Raw genomic sequence first — 26,305 nt, forward strand, 5'->3', positions numbered from 1 at the left:
TCCCCCTTAAAAGAGTCAGATGATACTGTTGTTATGATAACCTGAATCATTCAGTCTATCGGGGCTTACTTTCTCTTTCTTAAAAGTTTGACGAAGATAAACTGACGTACAAAGCCTGGACAAAGTGCAACAATTGCCTGAATGGCTACACTTTTAGCATATTCCATGTAAGAAATTTGCCCTCGCTCAAGCATCCGTTGGCGAGCTTGACGATAGAGTTTAAGGTAACGCAAGCCACCTCGACGCTCAAACATCCCTGCACCGACACGAACCTTACACAAGATTTGATCTAGGTTCCCAGTCTTGGCACCTGCAGCAATCATATTGAGCCAAAGGAGGTCATCCTCCATGTAAAGGCCATCTTCGTAGTTGCCCGCCTTGAGGACCATGTCCTTTTTGAACATGACTGTCATATGGTTAAAGGCGCTTCTCATTCTCTGATAAGCCACAATGTCTGCATGCTGGGTTGGAACACGACGATAAGACACAATCTCATCTGGATTGTCAATGAACTCTGCGATATGCCCACCTAAGAGATCAAGATCTTCTTTCTCCATTAGCTGAAGCTGTTTCTCAAAACGATCCGGAACGGCTAAATCATCCGTATCCATGCGGGCAATAATGTCATACTGGCACTGTAAAACACCGTATCGAAGAGCCAAGCCTAAACCTTGGTTTTGTTCTAAGGGGCACCGTTTCACTGGAATATCTGACTGAGCTTCCACTTCATCTAGCACCTGATAGAGTTCTGGTGTGAGAGGTCCATCCTCTACGAGAACAAGCTCACTCGGTTTTAAGGTCTGGTTTTGAACACTTTTGATGGCATCTCTCAAAAATGTCGGATTTTCCTTTACATAGACCGACATCAAGACGCTGATTTTTTGCTTTTCAGACACAGTTTTTCTCCAATATATAGATTTCCTTCCACTATTTTATCACAAAATTCCCTAGTTTCCTATTTTTATATCAAATCAAGGAAAATTCTAGTAAAGAAATCCGTCCCTTTTCACTATATTTTCACTTCCATTGATTGAACTGTCTTGGCTGTCATTACTTGACATTATAAGGAAAAAACCTTAAAATAAGCTGTTATTAAAATCATCCTATCGAGGTTTTTATGAAAAAACAATCACTCTTTTTTGTTCTAGGAATTGTCTTAATCGGGACTGTTTTACGATCTCCCTTTACTGCTCTTCCAACTATTTTAGGAGATATCGCTCAGGGACTAGGAGTGGAGGTTAGCTCTCTTGGGATTTTAACCAGTCTCCCTCTCTTGATGTTTGCTCTTTTCTCTGCTTTTGCAAGCCGCTTGGCACAAAAAATCGGGTTGGAACACCTCTTTACTTACTGTCTCCTCCTCTTAACTGTTGGCTCTGTCATTCGTATCTTCAATCTTCCCCTTCTTTATCTAGGAACCCTAATTGTGGGAGCAAGCATAGCGATCTTCAATGTACTCCTCCCAAGTATGATCCAGGCAAATCAGCCTCAAAAGATTAGTTTCCTAACAACTCTCTATGTCACTGCCATGGGAATTTCGACAGCCATCGCTTCTTATCTATCCGTCCCTATCACCCAAGCTAGTTCTTGGAAGGGCCTCATCCTCGTTCTCAGCTTTCTCTGTCTGGTCACTCTACTAGTCTGGTTGCCAAATCATCGCCACAATCACCGCCTAGAAAGCCAAAAAGAAAAGCAAGTCAAAGAGAATATTCTAAAAAGTAAAGATGTCTGGGCTATCATTATCTTTGGCGGGCTTCAGTCCTTGCTCTTTTATACAAGTATGACCTGGTTGCCAACTATGGCTGTTAGTGCTGGTATTTCTAATAGTGATGCGGCTCTCCTCGCTTCTATTTTCTCACTGATCAGCATTCCTTTTTCGATGACTGTTCCAAGTCTGACCACTCGTCTGTCAGATGGTCATCGTCGAATCATGCTGGCAACTATCTCTATCGCTGGTATGATGGGAATTGCCATGCTCTTGTATCCAGCCAATAATTTCCTCTACTGGTTAGTCGTCCATCTCTTGATTGGAACGGCCTGCAGTGCCCTCTTCCCCTACCTCATGGTTTGCTTTTCTCTTAAAACCAGTTCTCCTGAAAAGACAGCTCAGCTATCAGGACTAGCGCAAACAGGGGGATACATCTTGGCTGCTTTTGGACCTGCCTTGTTTGGTTATAGTTTTGAACTTTTCCAATCTTGGGTTCCAGCTGTCCTTACCCTTCTAACCATCGATATCATCATGACTATCTCACTCTTTATGGTGGATCGGGCTGAAAAAATCCTCTAAACTTCTAGTTTTTACTAGGAGTTTTTTTATATATAAAATTTTTACACATATTTCTTGACAGGGCTTTCAACTTGAGATACAATATATTTGAAAAGAGTATATATAAAATTTTTATATAATATAAAGGAGGTTTCCCATGTACTTCCCAACATCCTCTGCCTTGATCGAGTTTCTCATCTTGGCTGTACTGGAGCAGGGGGATTCTTATGGTTATGAGATTAGCCAAACCATTAAACTCATCGCCAATATCAAAGAATCTACGCTCTATCCCATTCTCAAAAAATTGGAAGCCAGTGGCTTTCTGACCACCTACTCTAGAGAGTTTCAGGGGCGTATGCGCAAATACTATTCCTTGACCAATCGGGGCGTAGAGCAGCTCGTTACTCTAAAGGAAGAGTGGACGCTCTATACCGACACCGTCAACGGCATCATAGAAGGGAGTATCCGCCATGACAAGAACTGATTATCTGACTCAGTTAGAAACCTATCTCAATAAACTGCCTGAAGCTGACCGCATCGAAGCTATGGACTACTTTAAGGAGCTATTTGACGATGCGGGTTCAGAGGGCGAAGAGGAACTCATTGCCAGTCTGGGAACTCCAAAAGAAGCTGCCCATGATGTCCTCTCTGATCTTCTCGATAAAAAAGTCAATGAAGCCCCTGCTCAAAAGAATGACCGTCAACTGCTACACATTGCCCTCCTGGCCCTGCTAGTAGCTCCTATCGGAATTCCGGTCGGAATCGGCATCCTCATGGCCATCATCGGTATTATTATCGCAGCCGTCTCCGTCATTTTAGCCTTCTTTACCGTCTCTGTAACGGGTATCCTGCTAGGTGGACTTTTTATCGTAGAGAGCTTTAGCGTCCTAGTCGAAGCCAAATCTGCCTTTATCTTGATTTTTGGGGCTGGTTTGCTTTCCATTGGTGCTTCTTCTCTTGTTCTACTAGGCATCTCCTATGTAGCTCGTTTCTTTGGCCTCCTAATCGTCCGCTTGGCACAATGGATTCTTAAAAAAGGAAAGAGAGGTGATAGACATGCGTAAATTGACAAAAGGATTTCTCATTTTTGGTGTGGTTTCTACAATCCTCGGTTTTATCATGATCATTGTAGGCGCGCAGTCCAATGGTATTCAAAGTTTACTTGCCATGTCAAAAGACCCCGTCTATGACAATCGTATCGAAGAAGTGACCTTTGGAAATGAAGTGGAAAAACTTGATTTGACCCTTGAAGAACACAGCCTAACCATCACAGAGTCTGTAGATGACAAGATCCATATCACCTATCATCCTTCCGTGTCTGGTCGTCATGATCTGACTACTGGCATGAGTGACAAAACACTAAGCGTCACTGACAAACAAGCCTCCCAACATCGTTTTCTCGGTTCAGGAATCGAAGGCTTACTTCGTATTGCCAGCAGTTATTCTAACCGTTTTGACGAAGTCATTCTCTCCCTCCCCAAAGGAAGAAGGCTGCAAGCTATCACCGTCTCAGCCAATCGTGGACAAACCACTATTCGTCAAGCCAATCTTGAAAATGCGACAATCAAAACAAAAGGCTATCTCTTAAGACTAACAGAAAGCTCTATCAAGAATAGTACACTAACGACACCTCATATCATCAATATCTTTGATACCGAATTTACAGATAGCCAGGTCAAGACGGAAAGGGAACACATCTATGCTGAGAATATCAAGGTCCACGGCAAGGTTGAGCTAGAGGCCCATTCCACTCTAAACCTCATTCTCTCCCAGAAAGAGACTGACCGTATCAATCTAGATCTTTCTTCTCAGCATGGTGGTATCTATCATAAACCCAAAGAAGAACATCGTGGACAAAAAGAGAATGAACTTGCCAACCCATACAAGACAGACAAAGCAGATGTCAAGGACCTACTCATTGCAAAAGCCAACCAGGATATCTACCTACCTAAAGAAGAGCACTCTTCTCCATCTAGAAATCATTGACAAAAACGCTTTCATCTGCTAGTCTAAAGATAGAAAACGACCATAAAAAAGGAGGTTCCACCATGACACAAGAATGGTTTGAAAGCGCCGATCTTGAGAAGAAATCAGCTCAGACGAAATCGGAAATCCAACCCGACCAACCAGAGACTTCGGAAACTGTGGAGACCGAACCACAAGTAAGCCAAGAAACTCCTATCTTATCTAAAGAGTCGGAAACGCATGAGGAGGAAGCTCCCGAAATGATTGAGGAAACCCAAACCGAGGAAGAGGAAGAAGGGAAAGCTGAAGAGGAGCACAAGCAAGAAACCCCTGCAAAAGAGAAAAGTATCCTCAGCAAGGCTTTAGAAAGCCCCTATATCCCAGATATTGACCCTCGTAAAACTGCTCGGTTCAAAGAAGAAATCGCACTATTTTGGACTTGGCTACTGGATGCTATCCAAGAACCAACTGCTAGCAAGACTACGGACCAAAAGCATCGTTACAGTGTCTTTGCCCTGCTCACTTTGCTATCCTCGATTAGCCTTTTCTTTAGTATCTATCATATCAAGCACCTCTACTATGGCTATATGATTTCTATTGCTAATAGTTCTCCTAACCAGCTCCCTCCTTTAGATCTCTTTGCTGGCCTTTCTATCTTGGTCGCTAGCGCTCTATTTTACTTTTCTATCATTTTGGGAGGCTTTACTGTCCGACGGGTACTGGACCAGGAGAGCGACTTCACATTCCAAGAAGCTTGCGATCGTTACAGCCGACTCTTTGCTATCCCGCTTGTCTTAACAGCTCTAGCAAGTTTCTTTGCACTCTTTGGTGGCTTACGATTTGCTGGCATCCTCACTCTTCTCAGCATGGCCATCTTTGCCCTTGGAAATCTCTTTGTGATTAGCAAGCCAAGTAAGACCAGTAGCCTTGACCCATTTTATCGTTTCTTGCTAGCTGTCTTACTTGATGGTGCTATTCTCTTACCCTTCTTCATTGCAGAGCTCGCGCTGACAGTTGACTACCTTCGCATCCTGACCTTCTTTTAACCAAAATCCCTGCCATTTGTTAATGACAGGGATTTTTATGCTTACTCTTTTTTGAACCGTGTCTACTCGATGCTTGCCAATTCCTCAAAATCTTGTCCTAGGATGGGTTGTACTTCTAATTGATTGGCATCTAATTGCCGGTAAAATGCTTTTGGTAGTGACTCTAGGAATTTTGCATAATCCAAGCGAGCGATGGCTTCATAGTCTTCTGCTTTTGAGCCATCACCAGAAATCTTCACTAGGTCAATCTCCCAAACAAGCTCCTTGCCTGCCAGCTGCTCGGTATAAGGAGCTGGTACAAATGGTTCCTTTGGCAAAATCGTCTTGACTCCCTGGGCTAGGTGGTAGATACCGTGCACCCTACCTTGAGCGTCCGGGTAAAATTTCACACTGGCAAGGTAGGCATCAGATCCTTGAACCTTCTTGACCAGCTCTTCAAAACGTACCAATCCATCCTCAACCAAAAAACTCTCGAGGTATTCCTTGTTGAGATAGATAGGGGCCAAGAGCCCTTGGCAATAGACTAGACGAACTGCTTTGTCAGCTAGATAATTCTGAACTATTTGTCGGAAATAAGCTTCAAAGTCAAAGTCTTCTAGCCCTTCTACCGCTTCCCCCAACTTGCTCGATAGGGCTTGGAGGAGAGCGTCTACAATCTCCCAGTCCGCTCTAGTAAGGAAATCTGGAATCACCACTTGATAGCCTTTTCGACTATCCGCATAGTTGACCTTGAAGAGAAATTGCGACTGCCCTACAATCCCACACTCCATGTACTCGAGACGATTGAGGGGCTGACGGAGATAGACCGCATCATAACTATGCGACTCCAAGCCCTCCACCAAGGCCAAGATGGACTTGGCAGTCAAGACCTCCTGTTGTCCTAGAATGCTTTCTTTATTTGGGATAAAAAATGTTTTCGCCATAACCGGCCTCCTTTGAAATCGTTTACACATAGTATACCCTATTTTCCTGAAAGATACAGAAACAAATTTTAGATTTTTAGATAAAAAGCATAGAAAAACAGCCCCTGAGGAGCTGTTTGCTTTATACTGTAGCGACTTGATCCAAGCTTTCACCGATAGCTGCTAGACGCTCGATCACTTCTGCTTGTGTCAATTCATTTTCTGAGACGTAGCGGTTGCGTGGGTGAACACGGCACTCGTGTGAGCATCCACGAAGGTACTTGTCTTCATTTTCTTCTGATGTTAGGATACGACGGTTACAGAAGGGATTTCCACAGTTGACATAACGTTCACATGGTGTTCCATCAAACCAGTCTTTCCCTACGATGGTTGGGTTAACATGGTTAACATCGACGGCAATACGCTCGTCAAAGACGTACATTTTCCCATCCCAAAGCTCACCTTGAACTTCTGGGTCTTTACCGTAAGTTGCGATTCCTCCGTGCAATTGGCCGACATCTTTGTAGCCTTCACGAACCATCCAACCTGAGAATTTCTCACAGCGAACCCCACCTGTACAGTAAACCACGACACGCTTGTCCATGAATTTTTCCTTGTTGTCGCGGACCCACTGTGGTAACTCACGGAAGTTGCGGATGTCTGGGCGGATAGCCCCACGGAAATGTCCTAGGTCGTACTCATAATCGTTACGTGTGTCAAGGACAACTGTATCTTCGTCAAGAAGGGCTTCTTTGAACTCTTTTGGAGACAAGTAAGCACCTGTTGTTTCAAGTGGGTTGATGTCATTATCAAAGTCGTTGTCTTCCAAACCAAGGTGGACAATTTCTTTCTTGTAGCGAACAAACATCTTCTTAAAAGCTTGTTCACTTTCTTCGTCAATCTTGAACCAGAGGTCTTCCATGCCTGGGAGGCTGTGAACGTAGTCCATGTATTTTTGAGTTGTTTCGTAGTCACCTGAAACTGTTCCGTTGATTCCCTCGTCAGCGACTAGGATACGGCCTTTGAGGCCAATTGATTTACAGAAAGCCAAGTGGTCTGCAGCAAATTGCTCTGCATTTTCAATTGGAGTATAGAGGTAGTAAAGTAAGACACGAATATCTTTTGCCATAAGATTTGTTCTCTTTTCTATTCTTAAATTTTCAGAATTTTTCATTCAACTATACTAGTATACCCACTTGAGAAAACGAATGCAATTTATTTGACCGGAAATTGTTGAAAGAGTCCTACCCCTGCACTTCATCAGTAACCATAGCGAATCGCAGATAATTCTCTCAATTTTTTGATTTGCATCCTAAAAATCACTGCCTCCCCTAGAGAACTAAGGAAGGCAGTGATCACATTTTTAGGAATTAGGAATGAATACACGAAATCAATCAATCTTATGATTTTTTGTTTTTCAAGAATTCGTCATATTGTTTTTGCATTTCGTTCAATACTTTTTCGTAGGCACCTTCAGATTTCAATTTTTCCATCAATTCTGGAATAGCTTTATCTGGGTCTACAGTACCAGTGTTGATAGCTGTATCGAATTGTTGCATTGTGTTAGAAATTGCTGAGATTTCAGATTTCACATTGTCAGTGTTAAAGATGAATCCAAGTGCTGGAGATTCTTTAGCTTCTGCCAATTGTTTCTTAGAATCTTCGATTTGTTGATCTGTAACGTTTTCGTTGATGTAAAGAATCCAGTTGTTACCAGTGTTCCATCCACCCATGTGAGTATTTCCTTTGTAGCCATCAAGGACGCGTACACGGTTTTCTTTACCTTCAATTTTTTCCCAGTTCTTGCCTTCTGGACCGTAAACAAGACCGTTCAAGAGTTCTGGGTTCGTGTTCAAGAGGTTCAACACTTCCATTGATTTTTCTTTGTTCTTAGAGTTGTTTGAGATAACAAAGTTGGCAACTTGTGTTGTTTGGTTTTTCTTGATAAAGTTAGTGATTGGTTTGATTTGGATGTCTTTGTTAGCAACGCGTGAGAGCAAGCTGTTACCGTAGTCAGCTGGTCCTACTGTTTCTTCACGAACGAACCAAGTATCTTGTTGAAGGTCAAATGAAGTGTCGCTTGTTGCTACGTCTTTTGGAATGTATCCAGCTTCATAGAATTTGTGAAGAGTCTTCAAGTGTTCTTTGAAACGAGGCACTTCGTAACGGTTTACGATCTTAGTAGTGTCTCCTTCAAGGTCAATAACAAATGGAAGTCCGTTTGGTACTGGGTAGTCAAAGTTATCAGATGGGATAAAGTTCTTCGTAACCGCAAATGGTACTACGTCTGGAGCTTTTTCTTTGATTTGTTTCAAGACTGGCTCAAGTGTTTCGTATGAAGTTACACCTGAAATATCGATACCGTATTTAGCAAGAAGAGTTCCGTTGAAGGCAAAGTTTTGAGATGATGCAACGTTAGCTGCAACTGGCACTGCATAGATCTTACCGTTTACAGTGTTCCCTTTGATGTAAGCTGGGTCAAGTGCTTTGTAAAGCTCTGCTCCTTCTTTTTTATACAATTCTGTCAAGTCAGCATAAGCACCTTTTTGAGCATTTACGACATAGTTAGATGCAAATGCGATATCATAGTTTTCACCAGATGATGTGATAACAGACATTTTCTTATCATAGTCACCCCATCCAAGGTATTGGATATCCAATTTAGCACCGACTTTTTCTTCGATGATTTTGTTTGCATTTTCTAGCAATTCATCCAAGTTATCTGGTTTGTCACCGATTTGGTACATTTTGATGACAGGTTTTTCACCTGAAGTAGTATCTGCAGCTTTTTTGTTGTTACCTGTAAGGTTTCCACAAGCAGCAAGACTTGCAGCCAAAGCGACTACGCTAGCAGATGCAAAAGCATATTTTTTCCAGTTTTTCATGATAAAAACTCCTTTTTTTATTTTTAAACTTATAAACGATTTAATGATTTGTAACTTCAGTCACTAAGATGAAGTTGGGAAGGGAGAAACGGTGTTTCTCAATAAGTGCTATTCTTTCACACCACCGATTGTCAACCCTTTAACAAAGTAGCGTTGGAAGAATGGATACAGAATCGCGATTGGAAGGGTTGCAACCACAACCATGGCCATACGACCTGTTTCTTTTGGTAGAGCAACTCCCAGTTGGCCAGATAGGCCGACTGCTTTTGCAATGTAGTCCATATTTTGTTGGATTTGCATAAGCAAATATTGCAATGGATACAAGTTGTCACTCTTGATGTAAAGAAGGGCGTTGAACCAATCGTTCCAGAAACCAAGAGCTGTCAAAAGCGTGATGGTTGCGATACCTGGAAGTGACAAGGGCAAACAGATCTGGAAGAAGATCCGAGCTTCACTGGCACCATCGATACGAGCAGATTCGAGAATGGCTTCTGGAATGGTCTTCTTGAAGAAGGAACGCATCAAAATGATGTTGAATGGTGAGAGAAGCATTGGAACAATCAAGGCCCAAACGGTATCACCAAGTTGAAGCAGGCGAGTGACCACAATATAGCCTGGTACCAAACCAGCATTGAACAACATACTAAGAAGAGCGAAGATTGTGAAAAATCTGCGGTACTTAAAGGTTGTACGTGAGATGGCGTAGGCATAAGTGGTTGTGATGAAGACGTTGGTCACTGTTCCGACTACAGTTACAAAAACTGAGATAAAGAGCGCTTGGAGGATCTTATCTTTAAACTGAGCTAGGAACTGGAATCCATCTACACCAAATTTCGAAGGGAAAAAGCTATATCCATACTGGAGGATGCTCTTTTCATCTGTCACCGAAATGATGATAACGAAGATAAAGGGCAAGATACAAGAAAGAGCGATCAAACCAGAGATGATACTAAAGAAGATATCTGCTTTCTTACTGAAGGAGTGAATGCCGACATTATCGATTTTTTCTTTTTTAATTTTCTTTTCTGCCATATTCTCCTCCTTTCTAGAACAAAGCTGAGTTTGGATCGACTCGTCTTGCAAGCAAGTTTGATAGGATAACCAGAATCAAACCGACAACGGATTGGTAAAGACCGGCTGCTGAAGCCATACCGATATCTGCTGTCTGAGTCAAACCATTAAAGACATATACATCCAAAACGTTGGTTACATTGTAAAGCTGACCAGCATTGTGTGGGATTTGATAGAAGAGACCAAAGTCTGCGCGGAAGATATTTCCGACTGCAAGGATGGTCAAGACTGTTACAAGTGGAGTCAACTGAGGAATAGTTACGTTGCGAATACGTTGCCACTTGCTAGCCCCGTCCACTGTTGCTGCTTCGTAGTAGGTTGGGTCAATTCCCATGATCGTCGCATAGTACATGACACTGCTATATCCAAAGCCTTTCCAAATACCTAGGAAAAGGAGAAGGTATGGCCAAATGCCTAAGTCAGCGTAAAAGTTGACTTCCTTCATGCCAATGGATGTTAGGAAATGGTTGAAGACCCCTTTATCAATGTTTAGGAAGGCATCTGTAAAGAAACTGATGATAACCCATGACAGGAAGTAAGGGAACAACATAGACGTTTGGAAAATCTTAACCATTCTCTTAGAGCGGAGCTCGCTGAGGATGATGGCAATCCCTACTGATACAATCAAACCGATAAAGATAAACCCGAGATTGTAGAGAACGGTATTTCGAGTGATGATAAAGGCATCTTTTGAACTGAACAAGAATCTGAAATTATCTAACCCGACCCATTTACTATTCACAATACTATCTATGAAACCATTACTGGTCATATGGTAGTCTTTAAAGGCAACCACATTCCCAAATACTGGAATGTAAAAGAATAGAATCAACCAGAGCGCCCCTGGTAAAACCATCAAGAGAAAGATCCAGTTATCTCTCAAGGTCTTTGAAAACTTTTTCATAATTTCCTCCCTTTTTATTCCTAAAAACTGATTTCATCGAATTTTTAGGTTTGATAACGATTACATTATTAGTATACTCCTATTTGAAGGCTAGGTTAAACTACTAATTATAGAAAAAACTCCACAAATTATTTTTTGTGGAGAAGTTTTTTATAAGAAATAGGTTTCACGAGAAACATTCTGACTCGGAAAAAAGACCTTTAAGTCGTATAAATCGTCGAAGCTGTCGCAATAGTGTGCCACTGGTTGGCTGTTGTGGCTGTAAATCCCTTGTCTGCGTAGAAGTCAGTAAATGGTAAGATTTCCACTTCTAACTCGTCGATGCGGTCAAGCTGACCAGCTAGATAAGCCTCGATGCGACTTTCTGCTCGCTTGATGCGTTGCAAGAGTCCTCCCATACGGATATCAACTGTGTCCAAGCCAAAGACCTTGTTTTCCTTCAACCATTGATGGCTAAAGAGGGCATGGAAATGTTCAATCTCGCTTCTGAGTTTTGGTAATTCTTGTCTGGCGATTTGCTGTAAGCTGACTTTGTCACCGGCTTTATAAGCTTCACGGATGCGTCGTCCCACATCCACTTTGCTACTTAAAATCTGGTTCAACTGGGCCTGAGTTTCAAAGAGATAAGCATAGTTTCCAGCTTTTTCTTTGATAACAGCAAGCGTTTCAGCGGCCTGAGCAAAGTGCGGTTTGTCCTGTTCAGGTGTCACGTGCCGGTCAAGAATCGGACAGAGAACATCCTGATAAAAGACATAGCGGTTGGGATTGATCCCGCTGAGATTGCCTGGCAAGTCTGGTAAGAGGTTAGCTAGGTCAATCTGCATAAAGTCCTCAACCGATAGACCTGTATTGGTCTTGAAGTGAGCAGACAAACGGTCGAGGTTATTGCGGTAGCTGAGTTCTGCCCAGATTTGCAAGCTGGGTAGGATAGAAAACTGGGCAGTTTCCCCACCATTGTCCCCCCAACCAGTTACGATGACTTCTTTGATCTGATTAGCACGACAGGCTTTATTGGCCTCGATAGCCACTAGACGGCTGAAATGGTTGTGTGGGGTAAAACCAATCCACTTCCAAGCACCACCTGCAAAGGCTATATCTTGGCTAATCTTGTGGTGATTGCGGAAATTACGATTGTACTTTTCTTCGCTATCTTGGTAATAATCCCAGTAAACCAAGGTTACACGATCTTTGAGACGGTCTAGGTAAACACGAGTTTCCTCAGGAATTTCCACATCACGGTCGTACTGGCCATCTGCTGACATGAGTTTGAAGAACATGTCACTCCACATTTGGCAGTGGAAACCATACTTATCGGCAATATCCAGCACGCGCTCCAAGTGTTGACACATGAGGAGACTACGGTCCACAACACCGTTCAAAATGAGGTAGCGCCCCAAACCAACCAAGTGGGCTTCGTCCATCCCGATATTGACCTTGCGTGTTTGTAGTTTAGATAGCGTCGCAAACATGCCGTCAATTAGGTCATAAACTTTTTCTTCGCCAATGAGGAGAATATCTTCTACATCGCGGAGCTCTTGCACTTCTTTGACACCCCATTTGACGAAGGCCGACAAGTGAGCCAAGGTCTGGATGCAAGGCACAAAGGTCATGTCAAACTGCTGGGCATAGGCTTCGATTTCCTGTAACTCTTCAGCTGAATAGGCACCGCGGAAATAACCAAAGTATGGCTGCCCCTCAATCTGATAGGTGTCTTCCATGTAGAGCTCGAAGGTCGAGTAGCCCATGAGAGCCAAGACCTCAATCATCTGCTTGGCAGAAGCGACATTCAAAACTGCATTTCTAGAACAGTCTGCCATGTAGGCCAACTCTTCATAAGCCGCATGCTCCTCAATCTCGACCTTGTCACCTTCTACTAGAGCTGTTGCTAATAAAGACAAGGCGCGGTATAGTTGGTGAGGTTTGTCATAAGTCAGGTGATACTGTCCACTTTCACCCTTGATAGAGATAGAGGCTTGGTCAGACTGAGCGACTGCCACTTCCACATCCGGTAGGGAAATGTGACTTTTTAAAACCTCAATAGCTTGCGCTTGTTTGGGACTAAATCCTGTAAATCTTACCATTGATTTTCCTCCTGTAGCCAGTTGACAAGGGCACCGTAGAGATTGGCATCTGCATGATAGGTGCAGGCCTGGATGACAGGTGCGACCGTGTATTCTTCGTAGGTTTCGACAAAAGCATCGACAGCTTTTTTGACGCCTTGGATAAAATCTGGATTTTGACTAATAGATCCTCCCAGACTAATGACATCTGGATCGATCAGATACTGGATATTGAGCAAGCCTTGAGCCAGATTACGGTTCATGCGCTCAATGGCTTCTTGGCAAAGGGCATTGCCTGCTGCAGCTTCTTGGTAAATCTTGCGACCGTCCCAGTCAGTCTGACCAGATTTTTCAATTACGTAGCGAACCATGTTTCCTGTAGAGGCTAGTAGCGACCAGTTGTTGAGTTTTTCAGCTGGTTCAATGGTTGTCATATAGCCAAACTCACCACCTAAGCCGTGGCGACCACGGTGAAGTTTGCCATTGATAATCATAGCTCCGCCAATTCCTGTCCCAATCACGACACAGGCTGCATTTTCAATCTCTGGGTGAGCCAGCAGTTCACTAAGTCCAACACAGTTGGCATCATTTTCTAGATGGACAGGTAGCTGATGATGAGCAAGAGCTTCATACCAAGAAAAACCGTGAATATAAGGCACGGCACTGATTCCCTCAATCACACCTGTTTCTTGATTGACCGCGCCTGGAACGCTCATAGCAATGCCCTTATAATCTTGTTCTGCCAAGCGTTGGTCTAGCCAAGTCAGTAAATCCTCCAAACTTTCTGGCGTTGGAGTACTTGTCTTATCTAGTATTTTTCCATCAGGAGTCAGACTGGCAAACTTAATCCCAGTCCCTCCGATATCAATGGTTGCAATGATCATTGTTCTTTACCGTAAAAAGGGGCGAATCAGCAGTTAGCCCTTACTCTTTCGCCCCTCCTTTCTATCTCTTATTATTAGTTATCAAACACTTTAAAACTGTTAAATGTCTTCTTTTTTGATCAATTCTGTGCGAATCTCTTGTGGCGCTAATAGTCCTGAATGAACGGGATATGGTCGTTCAAGCAAGTCCAAAATGGTTTGTTGGTGTTCAGATATGCGCACATTTTCTTGGCTCATATTGTAGTAACGAAGTACATATCCTTCTTCATTTTCAGCTACCTTAAAGGCTGTCGGGCAGACTTGTGGCAAGCTGAGTGCCGCATGACTCAAGAGGCTACCAGTCGCAGCAACACTTCCTTCTTGTTTAGCAACCTGAAGACTAGTGAATGGTGTTTGGAAGGCTTTGGCACGACGGAAAGCTGAGAAACGTTCCCCTGCTTGGTGGCATTCAAGTGTAAACTCAACTTCAAACTCACGCAAGCACTGAGCTTCTGGTGTTGGGAAGTAACCCCAGTCACCTAACTCACCTGATGCACGCAAAATGGTCACTGCAATGGTGTCGTCTCCAAGGATTTCATACTCGTGCAATCCTTTATTAGCCACTGTCACCCCTTTTTCATCATCATACAGACTGACAAAGGCTTGTTGGTGTTGAGGATTTTCAGGATTTTCCCAAGAAGCAGCTGGTTTATTTGGTCGTGTCACCACCTCATAGATGCTTTCCGAATCATTGCTTGGACGTGTGTTATGAGTCTTGACCAAGAGACGGATACGGTGGTCCTTGGCTGTGTTAGTAAAGCGAGTCTTGAAACGAATTTGTGGATTGTCAACAAAGACGGTCATCTCTGTTTCAAGAAGAACGCTTGTCAATTCTTCTGAGCGCCCAGCTTCACGCGTCATAAACTCGATGATGCCTCTTTGTTCCGCATCCAGTTTTTCGTCTGCACTTACTGGAATTGTCAATTCATGCTTGAGCAAAATCTTGGCAAAACGTGCTGTATTTTCCAAGACCTCATAGCCTTTGAGTTCTGCGTAGATAGGCTCTGTTCCTTTTGGTTGGAAGTAGATGTACTCATTTCCAATGTCACCACGGTCTTCAAAGCGAATAACATCTTCATAAGCTTCATGAGTTGTCTTGTCGTAGACTGTGATAGTATCATCCACACTGACCGTTACAAATGGCGTATCAATCACTCCGTTTTGGTAAATACCGTCACGGTGTTCTTGTTGTCCTTCAAGCAATTGGAAGGTTGTCCAAGAAAGTGGTGCCAGATGAACAGGCACTGTCACGCGCACTTGTCGAGCGATACGAGCCTGACGGAACTTGTCTTTTGGCAAATCATACTCAAAATTAGCTCCCAGATCTTCGATTTTCGCTTCTACAGCATGCCCTTCTAAGTCTTCGACACGGTAGCTTGGCAAGGTCAAGGCTGCCATCTTCTTATAGCCTTCTGTTGGGTGCAATTCCTTGAAATCACAAGTCGCCACATCAATCACTGTGCTGACAGTATCAACCTTGTCATGCAAGCCTGTGTTGATGACCGTAAAGAGATGGTCGCTTTGGGCTTCGTGGGTTGCGATTTTGCCCTTCCACTCGTTGAGAAGATTGGTCTTAACGAAGTTTCCAACTTGGTTGACCTTGGCAAAACGTGTTTCCATCTCACGGTGAACCTCGTCCACACTACAGCCACAGATACTGTCATGTGGCGCATTTTGTAGAAGGACTTTCCAAGCATAGGTCAACTGGTCCTTATGGTTGTGACCACCAGTGATGACGGTCAATGGCTCCACCACTTGTTCTAGCAAGTTGCTATTTTCTTGGAAGGCTTGTTTGAGGTAAATGCGTGATGAAGAAGTATTGGCAAGTGTGTACCAACCATCTGTTTCTTGACTGGTCAACTCACCCGTAACGGTAGATAGTTGCTCAGGTAGAGCACTTTCTACTGCATGAACATAGTCATCAAAGGAACTATGCACAAAAGTCACATCTGGGAAGAGTTCATTGGCCACACGAATGGCTTCGCTCAGATTGCGCTGTACAGGCTGGTGGTCACAGCCGTTCATCATCAACCATTGGTTGGTCGAAGCATAGTCACGCACGTCTGACAATTTTTGTTTCCAGAAGGTCAGGGCTTCATCCTTATCAACTGGAATTTCATTTCCATTACTGTACCAGTTGGCAAAGAGGATACCGAGGACACGACTTCCGTCTGCACCCTGCCAGTACATTTCTGAAAATTGGGAAGTAAACTGCTCATCTTCGAGGACTTGGTTGTCAAATCCAATCGGCTTCACACCACGCCCAAAAGCTGCCACGTGAATGCCTGATTTCTGAAGGATTTGAGGAGCTTGTCCCATATTTCCAAAGGTATCTGGGAAGTAACCAATCTGAGTGGATTTGCCCCATTTTGCACATTCTGCTTGACCAATCAAGGTATTGCGGACGTTGGCTTCACTTGAAATCAAGTAATCATCCTGCAAGATGTAAAAGGGACCAATTTTGAGTTTGCCTTCGTCAATGTAACGTTGGACCTTGTCGCGATTTTCAGGGCGAATTTCCAAATAGTCATCAAGGACAATGGTTTGGCCATCCAAGTGGAAACTCTTGAACTCAGGGTCATTTTCAAAAAGGTCAAAAAGATTATCAAATAATTCCACCAACTGCATACGGTGGCTTTCAAAAGGTAAGTACCACTCACGGTCCCAGTGACTATGTGAGATAATATGTACAACAACATTTTCCATGAAGTAAAACCTCATTCTAAATTTAAATTTTAACGTTTTAAATGTAAAGGTGTGATTCTGACACGAATCGGTGAAACTAAAGCGAGCTCCTTATACTCAATAAAAATCAAAGAGCAAACTAAGAAGCTAGCCGCAGTCTGCTCAAAGCACTGCTTTGAGGTTGTGGATAGAACTGATGAAGTCAGTAACCATACCTACGGCAAGGCGAAGCTGACGTGGTTTGAAGAGATTTTCGAAGAGCATTAGCGAATATCCAGGTAATCCAAGACTAATTCACAGAACATCATGTTGGCCCAAGAGAACCATTCACGAGAGTAGAGCGTTGGGTCATCCACGTGGAAGCTTTCGTGCATAACACCTGTGCCACCATCGCAGGCAACCAGCTGATCGAGCAAGAATTTCTTCTCCGCCTTATCTCTTGTTGTCAAACCTTGGATAGAAAGGGCGATTGGCCAGATATAGCGATAGAAGGTATGAGAACTTCCGAGACCGCTAGCGTATTCTCCTTGGTAGAAGTATGGATTTTCAGGGCTCAGAATGGTCCGACGAGTTGCTTGGTAAACCTCATCGTCAATGTCGCAGTAGCCCAGATAAGGCGCAGCCAACAAACTTGGTACGTTTGGGTCATCCATGATGCTAGCATTCCCTAAACCATCCACTTCAAAGGCGTAAATCTTTTCACCCTTGCTGTTAGTGGTGTAAGCGTAGTTTTCGATTCCTTCTTGGATTTCAGCTTGCAGGCGTTTAGCGTCTGCCACGATGTTTTGGCTATCAGCTAGATCCAGTTCTGCAAAGATTTCTTGCACATACCCCAAGACAACTACGGCAAACATATTGGACGGAATCAAATAGCTATACTGACAGCAGTCATCACTCGGACGAAAAGCTGACCAGGTCATACCTGTCACTGCAAAGTCAGGTCCAAATCCATCATTTACCAAGGTGTCTTCCTTGCGGTCTGTATCACGGACAAAACGATAAGGTGAATTGTTGTGGTCTTGTTCCACTGTCCAAAGATGGAGAATTTCCTTGGTTGCTGCGACAAAAGTCTCATCAAACTGACTGGTCTCACCAGTCTCTTTCCAAAGTAGATAAGCCAGTTGCAAAGGATAGCAAAGCGAGTCCACCTCGTACTTGCGTTCCCAGATCCAACCATTAAGGTCCGTGTGGTCAGTCTCGTGGTGGCCCTTCCAGTTCTCCTCAATATTGAAGGAATTGGCATACGGATCCTTGAGCACCAAGGTCATCTGACGCTTGACCAAACCTGAAATGGTCTGGCGCAAGAGAGGATCTCTTTTAGCCACATGAAGGTAGGGTCTGAGTTGGGCTGTCGAATCCCGAAGCCACATGGCAGGAATATCCCCAGTCAATACAAAGGTTGAGCCATCTTCTAGGATCTCGACCGTATTGTCCAAGGTGTCTGTATAGCAACGCTCAAAGACATCCACCCACTCCGGATGGTCCTTAGCCCGCTCTGCTACTTCATCCAGCCATTCTCTAACAATTTCTTTCGAATAAGTCATCGTGCAGTTTCCTCTTTCAAACAAGTTTCATGTTCAGTATATAGTTTTTGAGACAGAAAATACATACACAAATGATAGTCATTTTTCTACAAAATTGCTTACTTTCGAACCCCATATCTAAAGGTCTCATTTTTCTGATATAATGTAGAAAAACAGCTAAAGGAAAGACTATGAAACCACTACTTGAAACCATCGATACCCGCTTTGGGACTGCTAGCAAGCATGCCTTTTCTCGAGGAAATACCCTGCCCTACACAGGCGTCCCTTTCGGGATGAATTATTTTGTGCCCCAGACCAGTGATCAGGAGGAAGCTTGGCTTTTCGATCCGCATCTACCTATTTTTCAGGGGATTAGATTAACCCACCAGCCCAGTCCTTGGATTGGCGACTACTCTTGGCTCCTTCTGACACCTGTCACAGGCCATCTGGGTGGAAACAGCCTCTTTCACCGTCAATCCTCCTATGATAGGGATAAGGCCTCTTTCCAACCTCATTATCTGAAGATTTTCTCCCTGCGCTATCAGATTGAAACCCAGCTTACACCGACTTGCTATGGCGCTTCTATTCGTTTGGAGCAAAAGCAAGGCAAAGCCCTCTCCCTCTATCTTCACGCAGCAGATGAACTGACAGGAGAACAAATAGATAAGCGGACTCTAGCCCTGCGTCAAGAGGGAAAAACAGAGACCAACAAAAATCCGCTGATACTGTTTACTGCTTTACAAATGAATACGGATATTCTTGCTATCACACAAGAAGAGGGAGACTGGCGAATTGACTTAGCAAGCAGTCAAGCCGAGATTCAACTAGCAACTTCTTTCATATCGCCTTCTCAAGCGCTGCTTAATCTACCTCAAAAGGACTTTGATAGCTGTAAAGCAAATGCCCAAGCAGACTGGGAAAATCTCCTCCACCGTTTTGATATCGTGGAGACAGGGGAAGCCGACCGAACCTTTTTTGATCACTGCCTCTACAGACTCTTCCTTTTCCCACAGACATTTTATGAGGTGAACGAGTCAGGGCAGGCCATCCACATGGATTTGTCTACTGGTACTGTCAAGCCCGGTGTCCTCTTTAGCAACAATGGTTTCTGGGATACCTTCCGCACCACCTTCCCCCTCTTTGCCCTTATCATACCGGAACACTATCACCGCTTTCTAGAAGGTTTCCTCAATAGCTACCGCGATACTGGTTTCCTGCCAAAATGGCTGGCTCCAGATGAGCGTGGCATGATGCCTGGCACTCTTTTAGACGGCATTATCGCAGATAGCGCCTGCAAGGACATAACCCCCGACTTGGAAGAAGAATTCCTCCAAGCCATGCTGGAGACAGCCACCGAGTCTGATCCTCTTGGCATCAACGGTCGCCACGGTTTGGCCCAATACCAAGAACTGGGCTATCTATCCTCAGACAATCACGAAAGCGTCAGTCACACCCTAGACTATGCCTATAGCGATTTTTGTATCGCTAGCTGCGCCCAAAAGCTTGGTCAGAATGACATCGCTGAGACTTATAAGGTCGCATCGCAGAATTTCCGTCATCTCTTTGACTCTGAGACAGGCTATATGCGTGCGCGAGACAGTCAAGGCAACTTCCGACCTGACTTCTCTCCTTACAGTTGGGGACGAGACTACGCCGAATGTTCTGCCATTCAAGCGACTTTGGGCGTTCTACACGACATCCCTGGCTTAATCCAACTGATGGGTGGAAAAGAAACCTTTAGCCACTACCTTTTGAAAGCCTGTCAGGATGCTCCTCTCTTTGAAACGACTGGCTATGGTTACGAGATTCATGAAATGAGCGAGATGGCAACAGCTCCCTTTGGACAAGTCGCCATCTCTAACCAGCCTAGCTTCCACATTCCATATCTCTTTCGCTACAGCAACTATCCAGACTACACTGCCCTTCTCATCAAGACCTTGCGTCAAAAAGCCTTTCACCCCAGCTGGCAAGCCTATCCTGGCGATGAGGACAATGGCAGTCTCTCTGCTTGGTATATCTGGTCAGCTCTTGGATTCTACCCGACCTGTCCAGGCAAACCAAGTTACGATCTCGGAATTCCTCTCTTTGACCACCTCCGTATCCACCTAGCTAAGGAAAATAAATGGCTGGATATCCATGCCGAGCAAAACCACAGCCACTTCAACTTTGTCAAAGAATGTCGATTGGACAAGACCATAGTATCTGGCATTCAACACCAAGACCTCTTGAAAGCTGAGCAACTGACCTTCACCCTCAGCTGGCTACCAAATCACTCATAACCAAAAGAACCTTTGCATCGCGCAAAGGTTCTTCTTTTATGAAACTTGGACCTGAAGCTGGTCAACCAGCTGACCATCTACTGTCAAATTCAGATAAAAATCTAAGCTTTTATCTCTTGCAAAATACAAGGTTGGTAGCGTTAGCCTTCTTTCAGTCTCACCAGCTTGAAACGTAAGGACTTGAATCTCGTCCCGATAAGCGACACCATGCACACCCGTCCCTGGTTGAATCGAAATCTTAGCTTCTAAAGGACTGCTAGATTCTCTTCGCTTAACTGTAAAGTGGACATTTTCTCCCTTAATCACAACTAGACTTTTTTCTGAAAACTCTAGTTGCTGAACAGCTTCTTTTTTTGACAAGCTAGGTGTTTTATAGAGTGAAATCTTGGTCAACAAAGGCAAAGCCTGTGCCTCTGTAATGGTCACGCGTATCTTCTGCGCCTCAACGACTGATCCTCGTAAGAGACGTTTGTAGCCAACAGTATAACCAGACCCAAACTCCTGCCAGACACCATCCAACTCTACCTGAACATGAAAAGCAGCGATGCGTTGCCCCAACTTCAAATCTTCTCTTAACTCAATCACATCAAATGTTTTAGGTGATCCTAAATCGAGCTCTAATTGGATTGGCAACTCTGAATCACTTGCCCATGAACTAGTTTCCAGTCCATCTGTCAGATGATGACAGGCAAAGTCTGGTGATAGAGCAAGTCCAGATACCTTGGCTCCCAGAGCTAAATCTTCCCTATAGAGTGTGTCACGGTAGGCAGCAAATTCATACAGTCGCCGGATATCCTTTTCGTCAAAGAGTCCATCTTGGTTTGGCGGAATATTGAGTAAGAGAGGTGTACCCCGACCCACCGAGTGAAAGTAGATTTCGACCAATTCCTCGAGAGACTTGGGGTCCTGATCCTCATGGTAAAACCAGCCCGGCCGAAGAGAAACATCTGCCTCACCGATTGAAAATAGCGTCCCAAAGGGGTCTCCGTGCTGTAGATAATCTAATTCCGCCTCTGTTCCTAACTGGTCTGGTTTGACCTTTTGCCACAAGGGATCCCCTGCATAGCCTCGTTCATTTCCAATCCAGCGGATACTGGTCCCTTCAGTTGAGAAAATCAAACAATCGCCTTGCAAGTCACGAATGGTTTCAAACCAAGTCTCAAACTCATAGTTGACCTTCTGGGCCCCTTCGCCTCGAGCACCATCCATCCACACCTCAGTGAACTTCCCAGCATTGCCATAAGCAGGATTTGACAAGATTTCCTTCAATTGAGCCAGATAGTAGGCATTGTAATCCGCTTCTCGGTCCACGTGATAGAGGGGACTGTGAGCATCCCAAGGAGACAAATACACTCCCATATCCATGTCAAACTCAGTTGCAGCCTGGGAAACTTCAAGGAGCAAGTCCCCCGCTCCTTTCCTCCAAGGGCTAGCCTTGACCGAATAATCTGTATGGGCTGACGGATAGAGCACAAAACCATCGTGGTGCTTGACCACCAAAATCAGCTTTTTAAAACCCGTTTCTTTGAGCACTCGAATCCATTCACGCGCATCCAACTTGGTCGGGTTAAAACGCTTGGGATCCTCTTGCCCACTTCCCCATTCTTGGTCATAAAAGGTATTGGGACCAAAATGGATAAAGGCAGCTAGTTCATCCTCTAAATAATCCAGCTGGGCCTGGCTTGGTAATGGTCCATGTGGTTTTATGTTCGTCATCATCTCGTATCTCTTTCTCTTGTTCACAAAGTTATCCACAACTTGTGGATAAGAAAACATTCCTAAAAACTAGTTTTTTCAGTCTCTAGCTCACCTGTCACCTTAAACATACCTTTGTCAAATAGTTCTGTACTAGGGTTTCTACTAGCTTTCTAGAAAGTCACTAATATACGGAACTATTTTCAGGATACTTCAACACCCTGAGTTGTATGTCATTTCCTCCAAGACTTATCCACAGACTGTGAATAAACTAGTGTTCCAGACCGCTCTCTCTTTGACTATAACAAAAAGCGATAGCAACGTCAATATGACTAAGATCCCTTCCTAAATCCCCTGAAAAGATTCTATAATTTGTACAATCGTAGCTTTTGCATTCGCCAGCTAGTGAGAAGCAGCCAGTAGAAAATGACTGCCTTATCACATTGTGAACAGCACAACTGTGGTACTATAATACCTAACAACCTAATCGTTTCTAGCAAAAAATCCCGCAGATTTGCGGGATTCTCTCTTGCATCAATGCGCCAACATTTCTTGAGCGATTTCTTGGCCAGATAGGTTATCTGGGTAGTAGGTTGGCCAGTTATCCATCTCTTCAAAGAGGGCTTCTTGGCTAGTACCTCCAAAGAAGATATGGAAATGTCCTGCCTTAACTGGGGCGATATTGTGGTCACTAAACTGAACATACTTGAATTGTCCAGCGTCCGCATCTGTCGCTTCAAAGAGGAAGCGCACACCACGGTTGCCTTTCTTATATGTCAAGATTTTCTTGCCGACATACTTGTAGGTGAATTTCTTGCTTTGGCCACCTTGAACAAATTCCATAGTGTTGTCCGTGATGTTGATCTTAGTCACATCTGTCTGATAGCCTTTTCTATAGTAAGCCTTGTACTCATCCTTGGTCATCTTACCAGTCAACTTAGCCTTGTAGTCAAAGACTTGATCAAAGGTCCCATCTTCAAGGAAAGGATAAACTGACTGCCAGTTGCCAACATAGTCACTCAAGGTACGATCTTTGACATCTGCATCCTCAAAGTAACCGTTGTGAACTGTCTTAGTGTTTTCTTCCTTCTCTGGCTCGATTTCTGGTCCTTCTTGGTCCGTTGTTTGTTTCAAAGCCTTGAGGTTTTTCTCCATCACAGAGATATAGTCCTCACCATCCTTGGTTGCTTCTTCTGTTAGACTTTCTAGCGGATTGAGCACGTCTAGTTTGACACCTGTTTCTTTTGAAAGTGTATTGGCGAGGGCTTGTGAGGCATTTTCTTCAAAGTAGATATAAGAAATCTTGTTTTTCTTAATATACTCTGTTAATTCTGCCAAACGTGCTGCTGATGGCTCTGCATCTGGTGATAGACCTGAGATGGATACTTGCTTGAGACCATAGTCCAAGGCAAGGTAGTTAAAGGCAGCGTGCTGGGTCACAAAGCTCTTTTGTTTAGCTTGAGACAAGCCATCTGTGTAGGCCTTGTCCAAGACTTGCAATTTTTCGATATAGGCAGCAGCGTTCTTTTCAAAAGTCTCTTTTTTATCAGGATAATCTGCTGACAAGCTGTCACGGATATGCTCTACCAGTTTGATGGCGCGTGCTGGTGAAAGCCAAACATGAGGATCGTAGTCGTGATGGTGACCCTCGCCGCCATGATCATGCCCTTCCTCTTCTTCCTCACCTCCTGGTAGGAGCAGCATATCACCTGTCGCCTTGATAGTTTTCACCTTTTTCTTATCCAAGGATTCTAGCAATTTTGGAACCCAAGTTTCCATGTTTTCATTTTCATAGACAAAGGTATCTGCATCTTGGATTTTGGCAACTGCCTTGGCAGACGGTTCATACTCATGGGGTTCTGTACCAGCACCGATGAGGAGTTCTACATTAGCAGTATCTCCTGCGACTTGTTTGGTAAATTCGTAGACAGGGTAAAAGGTTGTCACGATATTTAGCTTCCCATCTGCCTGTTTTTGATTGGAACAAGCCACTAAAAACAGGGCACATAGACTAGCTAGTAGTAAGCTCAGTTTTTTCATTTCATTCTCCTATTTGATAAAACGTTTCAGTAGACTGACTAACAAAAAGACAGCTACAAAGATAATGGTGATACTAGCACTGGCAGGGGTTTCTGCATAGTAGGAAATATAGAGACCTGCCACCATTCCCAAAAAGCCAATAGCGCTGGCTAGTAACATAACGGATTTAAAGTTTTTCCCCAGACGAAGGGCAATGCTAGCCGGCAAGACCATAATGGTCGACACCAAAAGGGCTCCTGCAGCTGGAATCATAAGGGCAATGGCCACCCCTGTCACCATGTTAAAGAGGATAGACATGGTACGAACTGGCAAGCCATCTACAAAAGCCGTGTCCTCATCAAAGGTCAGGATATACATTGGTCGCAAGAATAAGAAAGTCAAGAGTAAAACGACCGCCGCAATGGCAAAGAGGAATAGCACCTGCTCCTGGCTAATGGTTACAATCGAACCAAAGAGATATTGGTCCAAACTCATGGAACTCGAACTTTTCCCCTTACTCATGACAATCAGAGACACTGCAAGTCCTGTTGACATGAGGATGGCTGTCCCGATTTCCATAAAGTTCTTATAGACTGTCCGGAGATACTCTAGAAAGACCGCTGCGATCAAGACAATAGCAATGGTTGAAATAGTTGGAGAAATTCCCAAAACCAGACCAAAGGCTACCCCTGACAGAGAAACGTGACTGAGGGTATCACTCATGAGACTCTGACGACGTAAGATAAGGAAGGTCCCAAGAACTGGAGAAAAGAGACTCATGGCAATGACCGCCAAGAAGGCACGCTGCATGAAGTCATAAGATAACAAACTAAGCATGGTCCACCTCCTGGTCGCTTTCGTGAACGTTAAAACAACGCCATGGCGAATCTTGGTTACGAACCAGATGGATATTGCGATCCGCATAGTCCTTGACTTCCTCAGGGTCATGGGTAATCATCAAAACAGCCTTGCCATGATGATGAGCACTATGGTGCATGAGTTCGTAAAATTCATTTTTGCTTCCTGCATCCATCCCTGTCGTCGGCTCATCCAAGACGAAGATATCTGGGTCAGAAGCAAACATCCGAGCAATCACTGCTCGTTGCTTTTGCCCTCCCGAGAGGGACCCAATTCGTTTGTCACGGTGTTCCCACATACCAACCGAGTCTAGACTAGCCTTGATATGCTCCTCATCATGGGCATTCAAACGACGGAACCAGCCCTTTCGCGGATAACGACCCGACTTGACAAATTCATAAACCGTACTTGGAAAACCAGCATTAAAACTGGCAATCTGCTGGGGAAGATAAGCGATCCTAAGCTTTTTCCCATGAGTGTTTGTCTTTGAGATGGTTACCTTACCAAATCTTGGTTGCAAGATGCCTAGACTTGCCTTAATCAGCGTCGTCTTGGCAGCTCCATTTTCACCAGTCAGGGTGACAAACTCCCCACTATCAACACTGTAGTTGATATGTTCGAGGACAGGTTCCTTATCATAATAGAAAGACAAGTCCTCTACTGTAATATACCGCATTATTTGATTTCTCCTACTAAAGCAGTTAAAAACCGCTGGATAACTTCTTGTTCATTTGGAGTAAACTGACTTGCCACTTGTTCATAGGCTAAGAGCGTGTGTTCATGATGATGGTGGTGTTCCTCTGCCACTGGTCGAGCCAGCTCTGTCAGTTGATAAAAGATCACACGCGCATCTTTGGGATCTCTGGATGTCTCTAACATACCCTCTTTGACCAAAGATTTGATAGCCTTGGTCACTGCCGCCTGACTGACATTAAGGCGACGGGCCAACTCCGAGTTGGTTAGGGATTCTTCTGACAAGAGCATGAGGATGTGTTCCTGAGTATTGGTCAAGGCAACGTCACTCGTGCAATGCCCGATTAGAATTTCATGCTGGTTCTCAGATCTCAAGATCACCTCGTTTAAAAAGTTATCGATTTCCTGCGCAAGCTGTCTCATGTGTTACTCCTTCCCTAGCTATCTTTTTCGTAAAAAAACATAGATAGCCACCGATTCTTTACTGGTTAATTATATCATAAACCAAAAAAGAGTCAAGGGAAAAAGGCGTAA

21 protein-coding genes are annotated in these 26,305 nt (G+C 44.1%); 6 read left to right on the forward strand and 15 right to left on the reverse strand.

Translation table 11 applies throughout. The annotated features are described in order from the left end of the window. Positions 1–65: 65 nt before the first annotated feature. A complete protein-coding gene (locus MK395_RS07995) occupies positions 66–896 on the reverse strand; it encodes a glycosyltransferase (RefSeq protein WP_049477581.1) in 831 nt (276 codons plus the stop codon). Positions 897–1,117: 221 nt separating this feature from the next. On the opposite strand from MK395_RS07995, the gene MK395_RS08000 reads away from it, so the two are divergent. From MK395_RS08000 to MK395_RS08020, 5 genes are all read left to right on the forward strand, one after another. Further along, positions 1,118–2,284 (forward strand): CynX/NimT family MFS transporter, encoded by a 1,167-nt coding sequence (locus MK395_RS08000; protein WP_084880356.1) that lies wholly within the window; start codon positions 1,118–1,120, stop codon positions 2,282–2,284. Between the two features lie 136 nt (positions 2,285–2,420). Beyond that, positions 2,421–2,747, forward strand: coding sequence for a PadR family transcriptional regulator (locus MK395_RS08005; protein ID WP_000273860.1), 327 nt, complete (start codon positions 2,421–2,423; stop codon positions 2,745–2,747). Further along, complete coding sequence (locus tag MK395_RS08010) at positions 2,734–3,327, forward strand: DUF1700 domain-containing protein (protein ID WP_049550174.1); 594 nt, start codon at positions 2,734–2,736, stop codon at positions 3,325–3,327. The genes MK395_RS08005 and MK395_RS08010 overlap by 14 nt, the downstream gene beginning before the upstream one ends. Then, complete coding sequence (locus MK395_RS08015) at positions 3,320–4,249, forward strand: DUF4097 family beta strand repeat-containing protein (protein ID WP_268711635.1); 930 nt, start codon at positions 3,320–3,322, stop codon at positions 4,247–4,249. The genes MK395_RS08010 and MK395_RS08015 overlap by 8 nt, the downstream gene beginning before the upstream one ends. 62 nt (positions 4,250–4,311) lie before the next feature. Beyond that, on the forward strand, positions 4,312–5,274 hold the full coding sequence (locus MK395_RS08020) for a DUF6574 domain-containing protein (protein WP_268711636.1): 963 nt from the start codon (positions 4,312–4,314) through the stop codon (positions 5,272–5,274). A 62-nt stretch (positions 5,275–5,336) separates the two neighbouring features. On the opposite strand, the gene MK395_RS08025 is transcribed toward MK395_RS08020, so the two are convergent. The 9 genes from MK395_RS08025 to MK395_RS08065 form a co-directional block, all read right to left on the reverse strand. Continuing rightward, positions 5,337–6,197, reverse strand: coding sequence for a DUF4299 family protein (locus MK395_RS08025; protein ID WP_268711637.1), 861 nt, complete (start codon positions 6,195–6,197; stop codon positions 5,337–5,339). Positions 6,198–6,318: 121 nt separating this feature from the next. Further along, positions 6,319–7,305 carry an oxygen-dependent tRNA uridine(34) hydroxylase TrhO gene (gene trhO / locus MK395_RS08030; RefSeq protein WP_001030023.1) on the reverse strand — a complete coding sequence of 329 codons (987 nt, stop codon included), beginning with the start codon at positions 7,303–7,305 and terminating at the stop codon, positions 6,319–6,321. 271 nt (positions 7,306–7,576) lie between these two features. Beyond that, positions 7,577–9,061, reverse strand: coding sequence for an ABC transporter substrate-binding protein (locus MK395_RS08035; protein WP_000800429.1), 1,485 nt, complete (start codon positions 9,059–9,061; stop codon positions 7,577–7,579). Positions 9,062–9,169: 108 nt separating this feature from the next. Then, positions 9,170–10,093: a carbohydrate ABC transporter permease gene (locus tag MK395_RS08040; protein WP_000818344.1), complete on the reverse strand. Its 924-nt coding sequence runs from the start codon at positions 10,091–10,093 to the stop codon at positions 9,170–9,172. Positions 10,094–10,106: 13 nt separating this feature from the next. Then, positions 10,107–11,036 (reverse strand): ABC transporter permease, encoded by a 930-nt coding sequence (locus MK395_RS08045; RefSeq protein ID WP_000714584.1) that lies wholly within the window; start codon positions 11,034–11,036, stop codon positions 10,107–10,109. Positions 11,037–11,236: 200 nt separating this feature from the next. Next, the gene (locus MK395_RS08050; protein ID WP_268711638.1) at positions 11,237–13,117 is read right to left on the reverse strand and encodes a beta-N-acetylhexosaminidase; all 1,881 of its coding nucleotides are present in this window, start codon (positions 13,115–13,117) and stop codon (positions 11,237–11,239) included. Further along, positions 13,111–13,980, reverse strand: a complete 870-nt coding sequence (locus MK395_RS08055) for an ROK family protein (protein ID WP_101800257.1) — start codon at positions 13,978–13,980, stop codon at positions 13,111–13,113. The genes MK395_RS08050 and MK395_RS08055 overlap by 7 nt, the downstream gene beginning before the upstream one ends. 99 nt (positions 13,981–14,079) lie before the next feature. Further along, positions 14,080–16,725, reverse strand: a complete 2,646-nt coding sequence (locus tag MK395_RS08060) for an alpha-mannosidase (RefSeq protein WP_268711639.1) — start codon at positions 16,723–16,725, stop codon at positions 14,080–14,082. 242 nt (positions 16,726–16,967) lie between these two features. Continuing rightward, the gene (locus tag MK395_RS08065) at positions 16,968–18,248 is read right to left on the reverse strand and encodes a glycoside hydrolase family 125 protein (protein WP_049550170.1); all 1,281 of its coding nucleotides are present in this window, start codon (positions 18,246–18,248) and stop codon (positions 16,968–16,970) included. 170 nt (positions 18,249–18,418) lie between these two features. On the opposite strand from MK395_RS08065, the gene MK395_RS08070 reads away from it, so the two are divergent. After that, on the forward strand, positions 18,419–20,506 hold the full coding sequence (locus tag MK395_RS08070) for a GH92 family glycosyl hydrolase (protein WP_000803418.1): 2,088 nt from the start codon (positions 18,419–18,421) through the stop codon (positions 20,504–20,506). Between the two features lie 36 nt (positions 20,507–20,542). Here the strand turns inward: MK395_RS08070 and MK395_RS08075 are convergent, their stop codons facing one another. The 5 genes from MK395_RS08075 to adcR all read right to left on the reverse strand — a co-directional run bounded on the left by MK395_RS08075 (position 20,543) and on the right by adcR (position 26,194). Next, positions 20,543–22,222: an alpha-L-fucosidase gene (locus tag MK395_RS08075; protein ID WP_025171523.1), complete on the reverse strand. Its 1,680-nt coding sequence runs from the start codon at positions 22,220–22,222 to the stop codon at positions 20,543–20,545. 513 nt (positions 22,223–22,735) lie between these two features. Beyond that, entirely contained in the window at positions 22,736–24,241 is a 1,506-nt protein-coding gene (locus tag MK395_RS08080; protein WP_000736542.1) for a zinc ABC transporter substrate-binding protein AdcA, read from the reverse strand. A 9-nt stretch (positions 24,242–24,250) separates the two neighbouring features. Next, positions 24,251–25,057, reverse strand: coding sequence for a metal ABC transporter permease (locus MK395_RS08085; RefSeq protein WP_000950027.1), 807 nt, complete (start codon positions 25,055–25,057; stop codon positions 24,251–24,253). Continuing rightward, complete coding sequence (locus tag MK395_RS08090) at positions 25,050–25,754, reverse strand: metal ABC transporter ATP-binding protein (protein WP_001269482.1); 705 nt, start codon at positions 25,752–25,754, stop codon at positions 25,050–25,052. The genes MK395_RS08085 and MK395_RS08090 overlap by 8 nt, the downstream gene beginning before the upstream one ends. Continuing rightward, positions 25,754–26,194 (reverse strand): zinc-dependent transcriptional regulator AdcR, encoded by a 441-nt coding sequence (adcR, locus tag MK395_RS08095; RefSeq protein WP_001249328.1) that lies wholly within the window; start codon positions 26,192–26,194, stop codon positions 25,754–25,756. Before adcR ends, MK395_RS08090 begins: the two co-directional genes overlap by 1 nt. Positions 26,195–26,305 lie beyond the last annotated feature (111 nt).

This window comes from Streptococcus oralis (assembly GCF_026782085.1).
Classification (GTDB): domain Bacteria; phylum Bacillota; class Bacilli; order Lactobacillales; family Streptococcaceae; genus Streptococcus; species Streptococcus oralis_DA.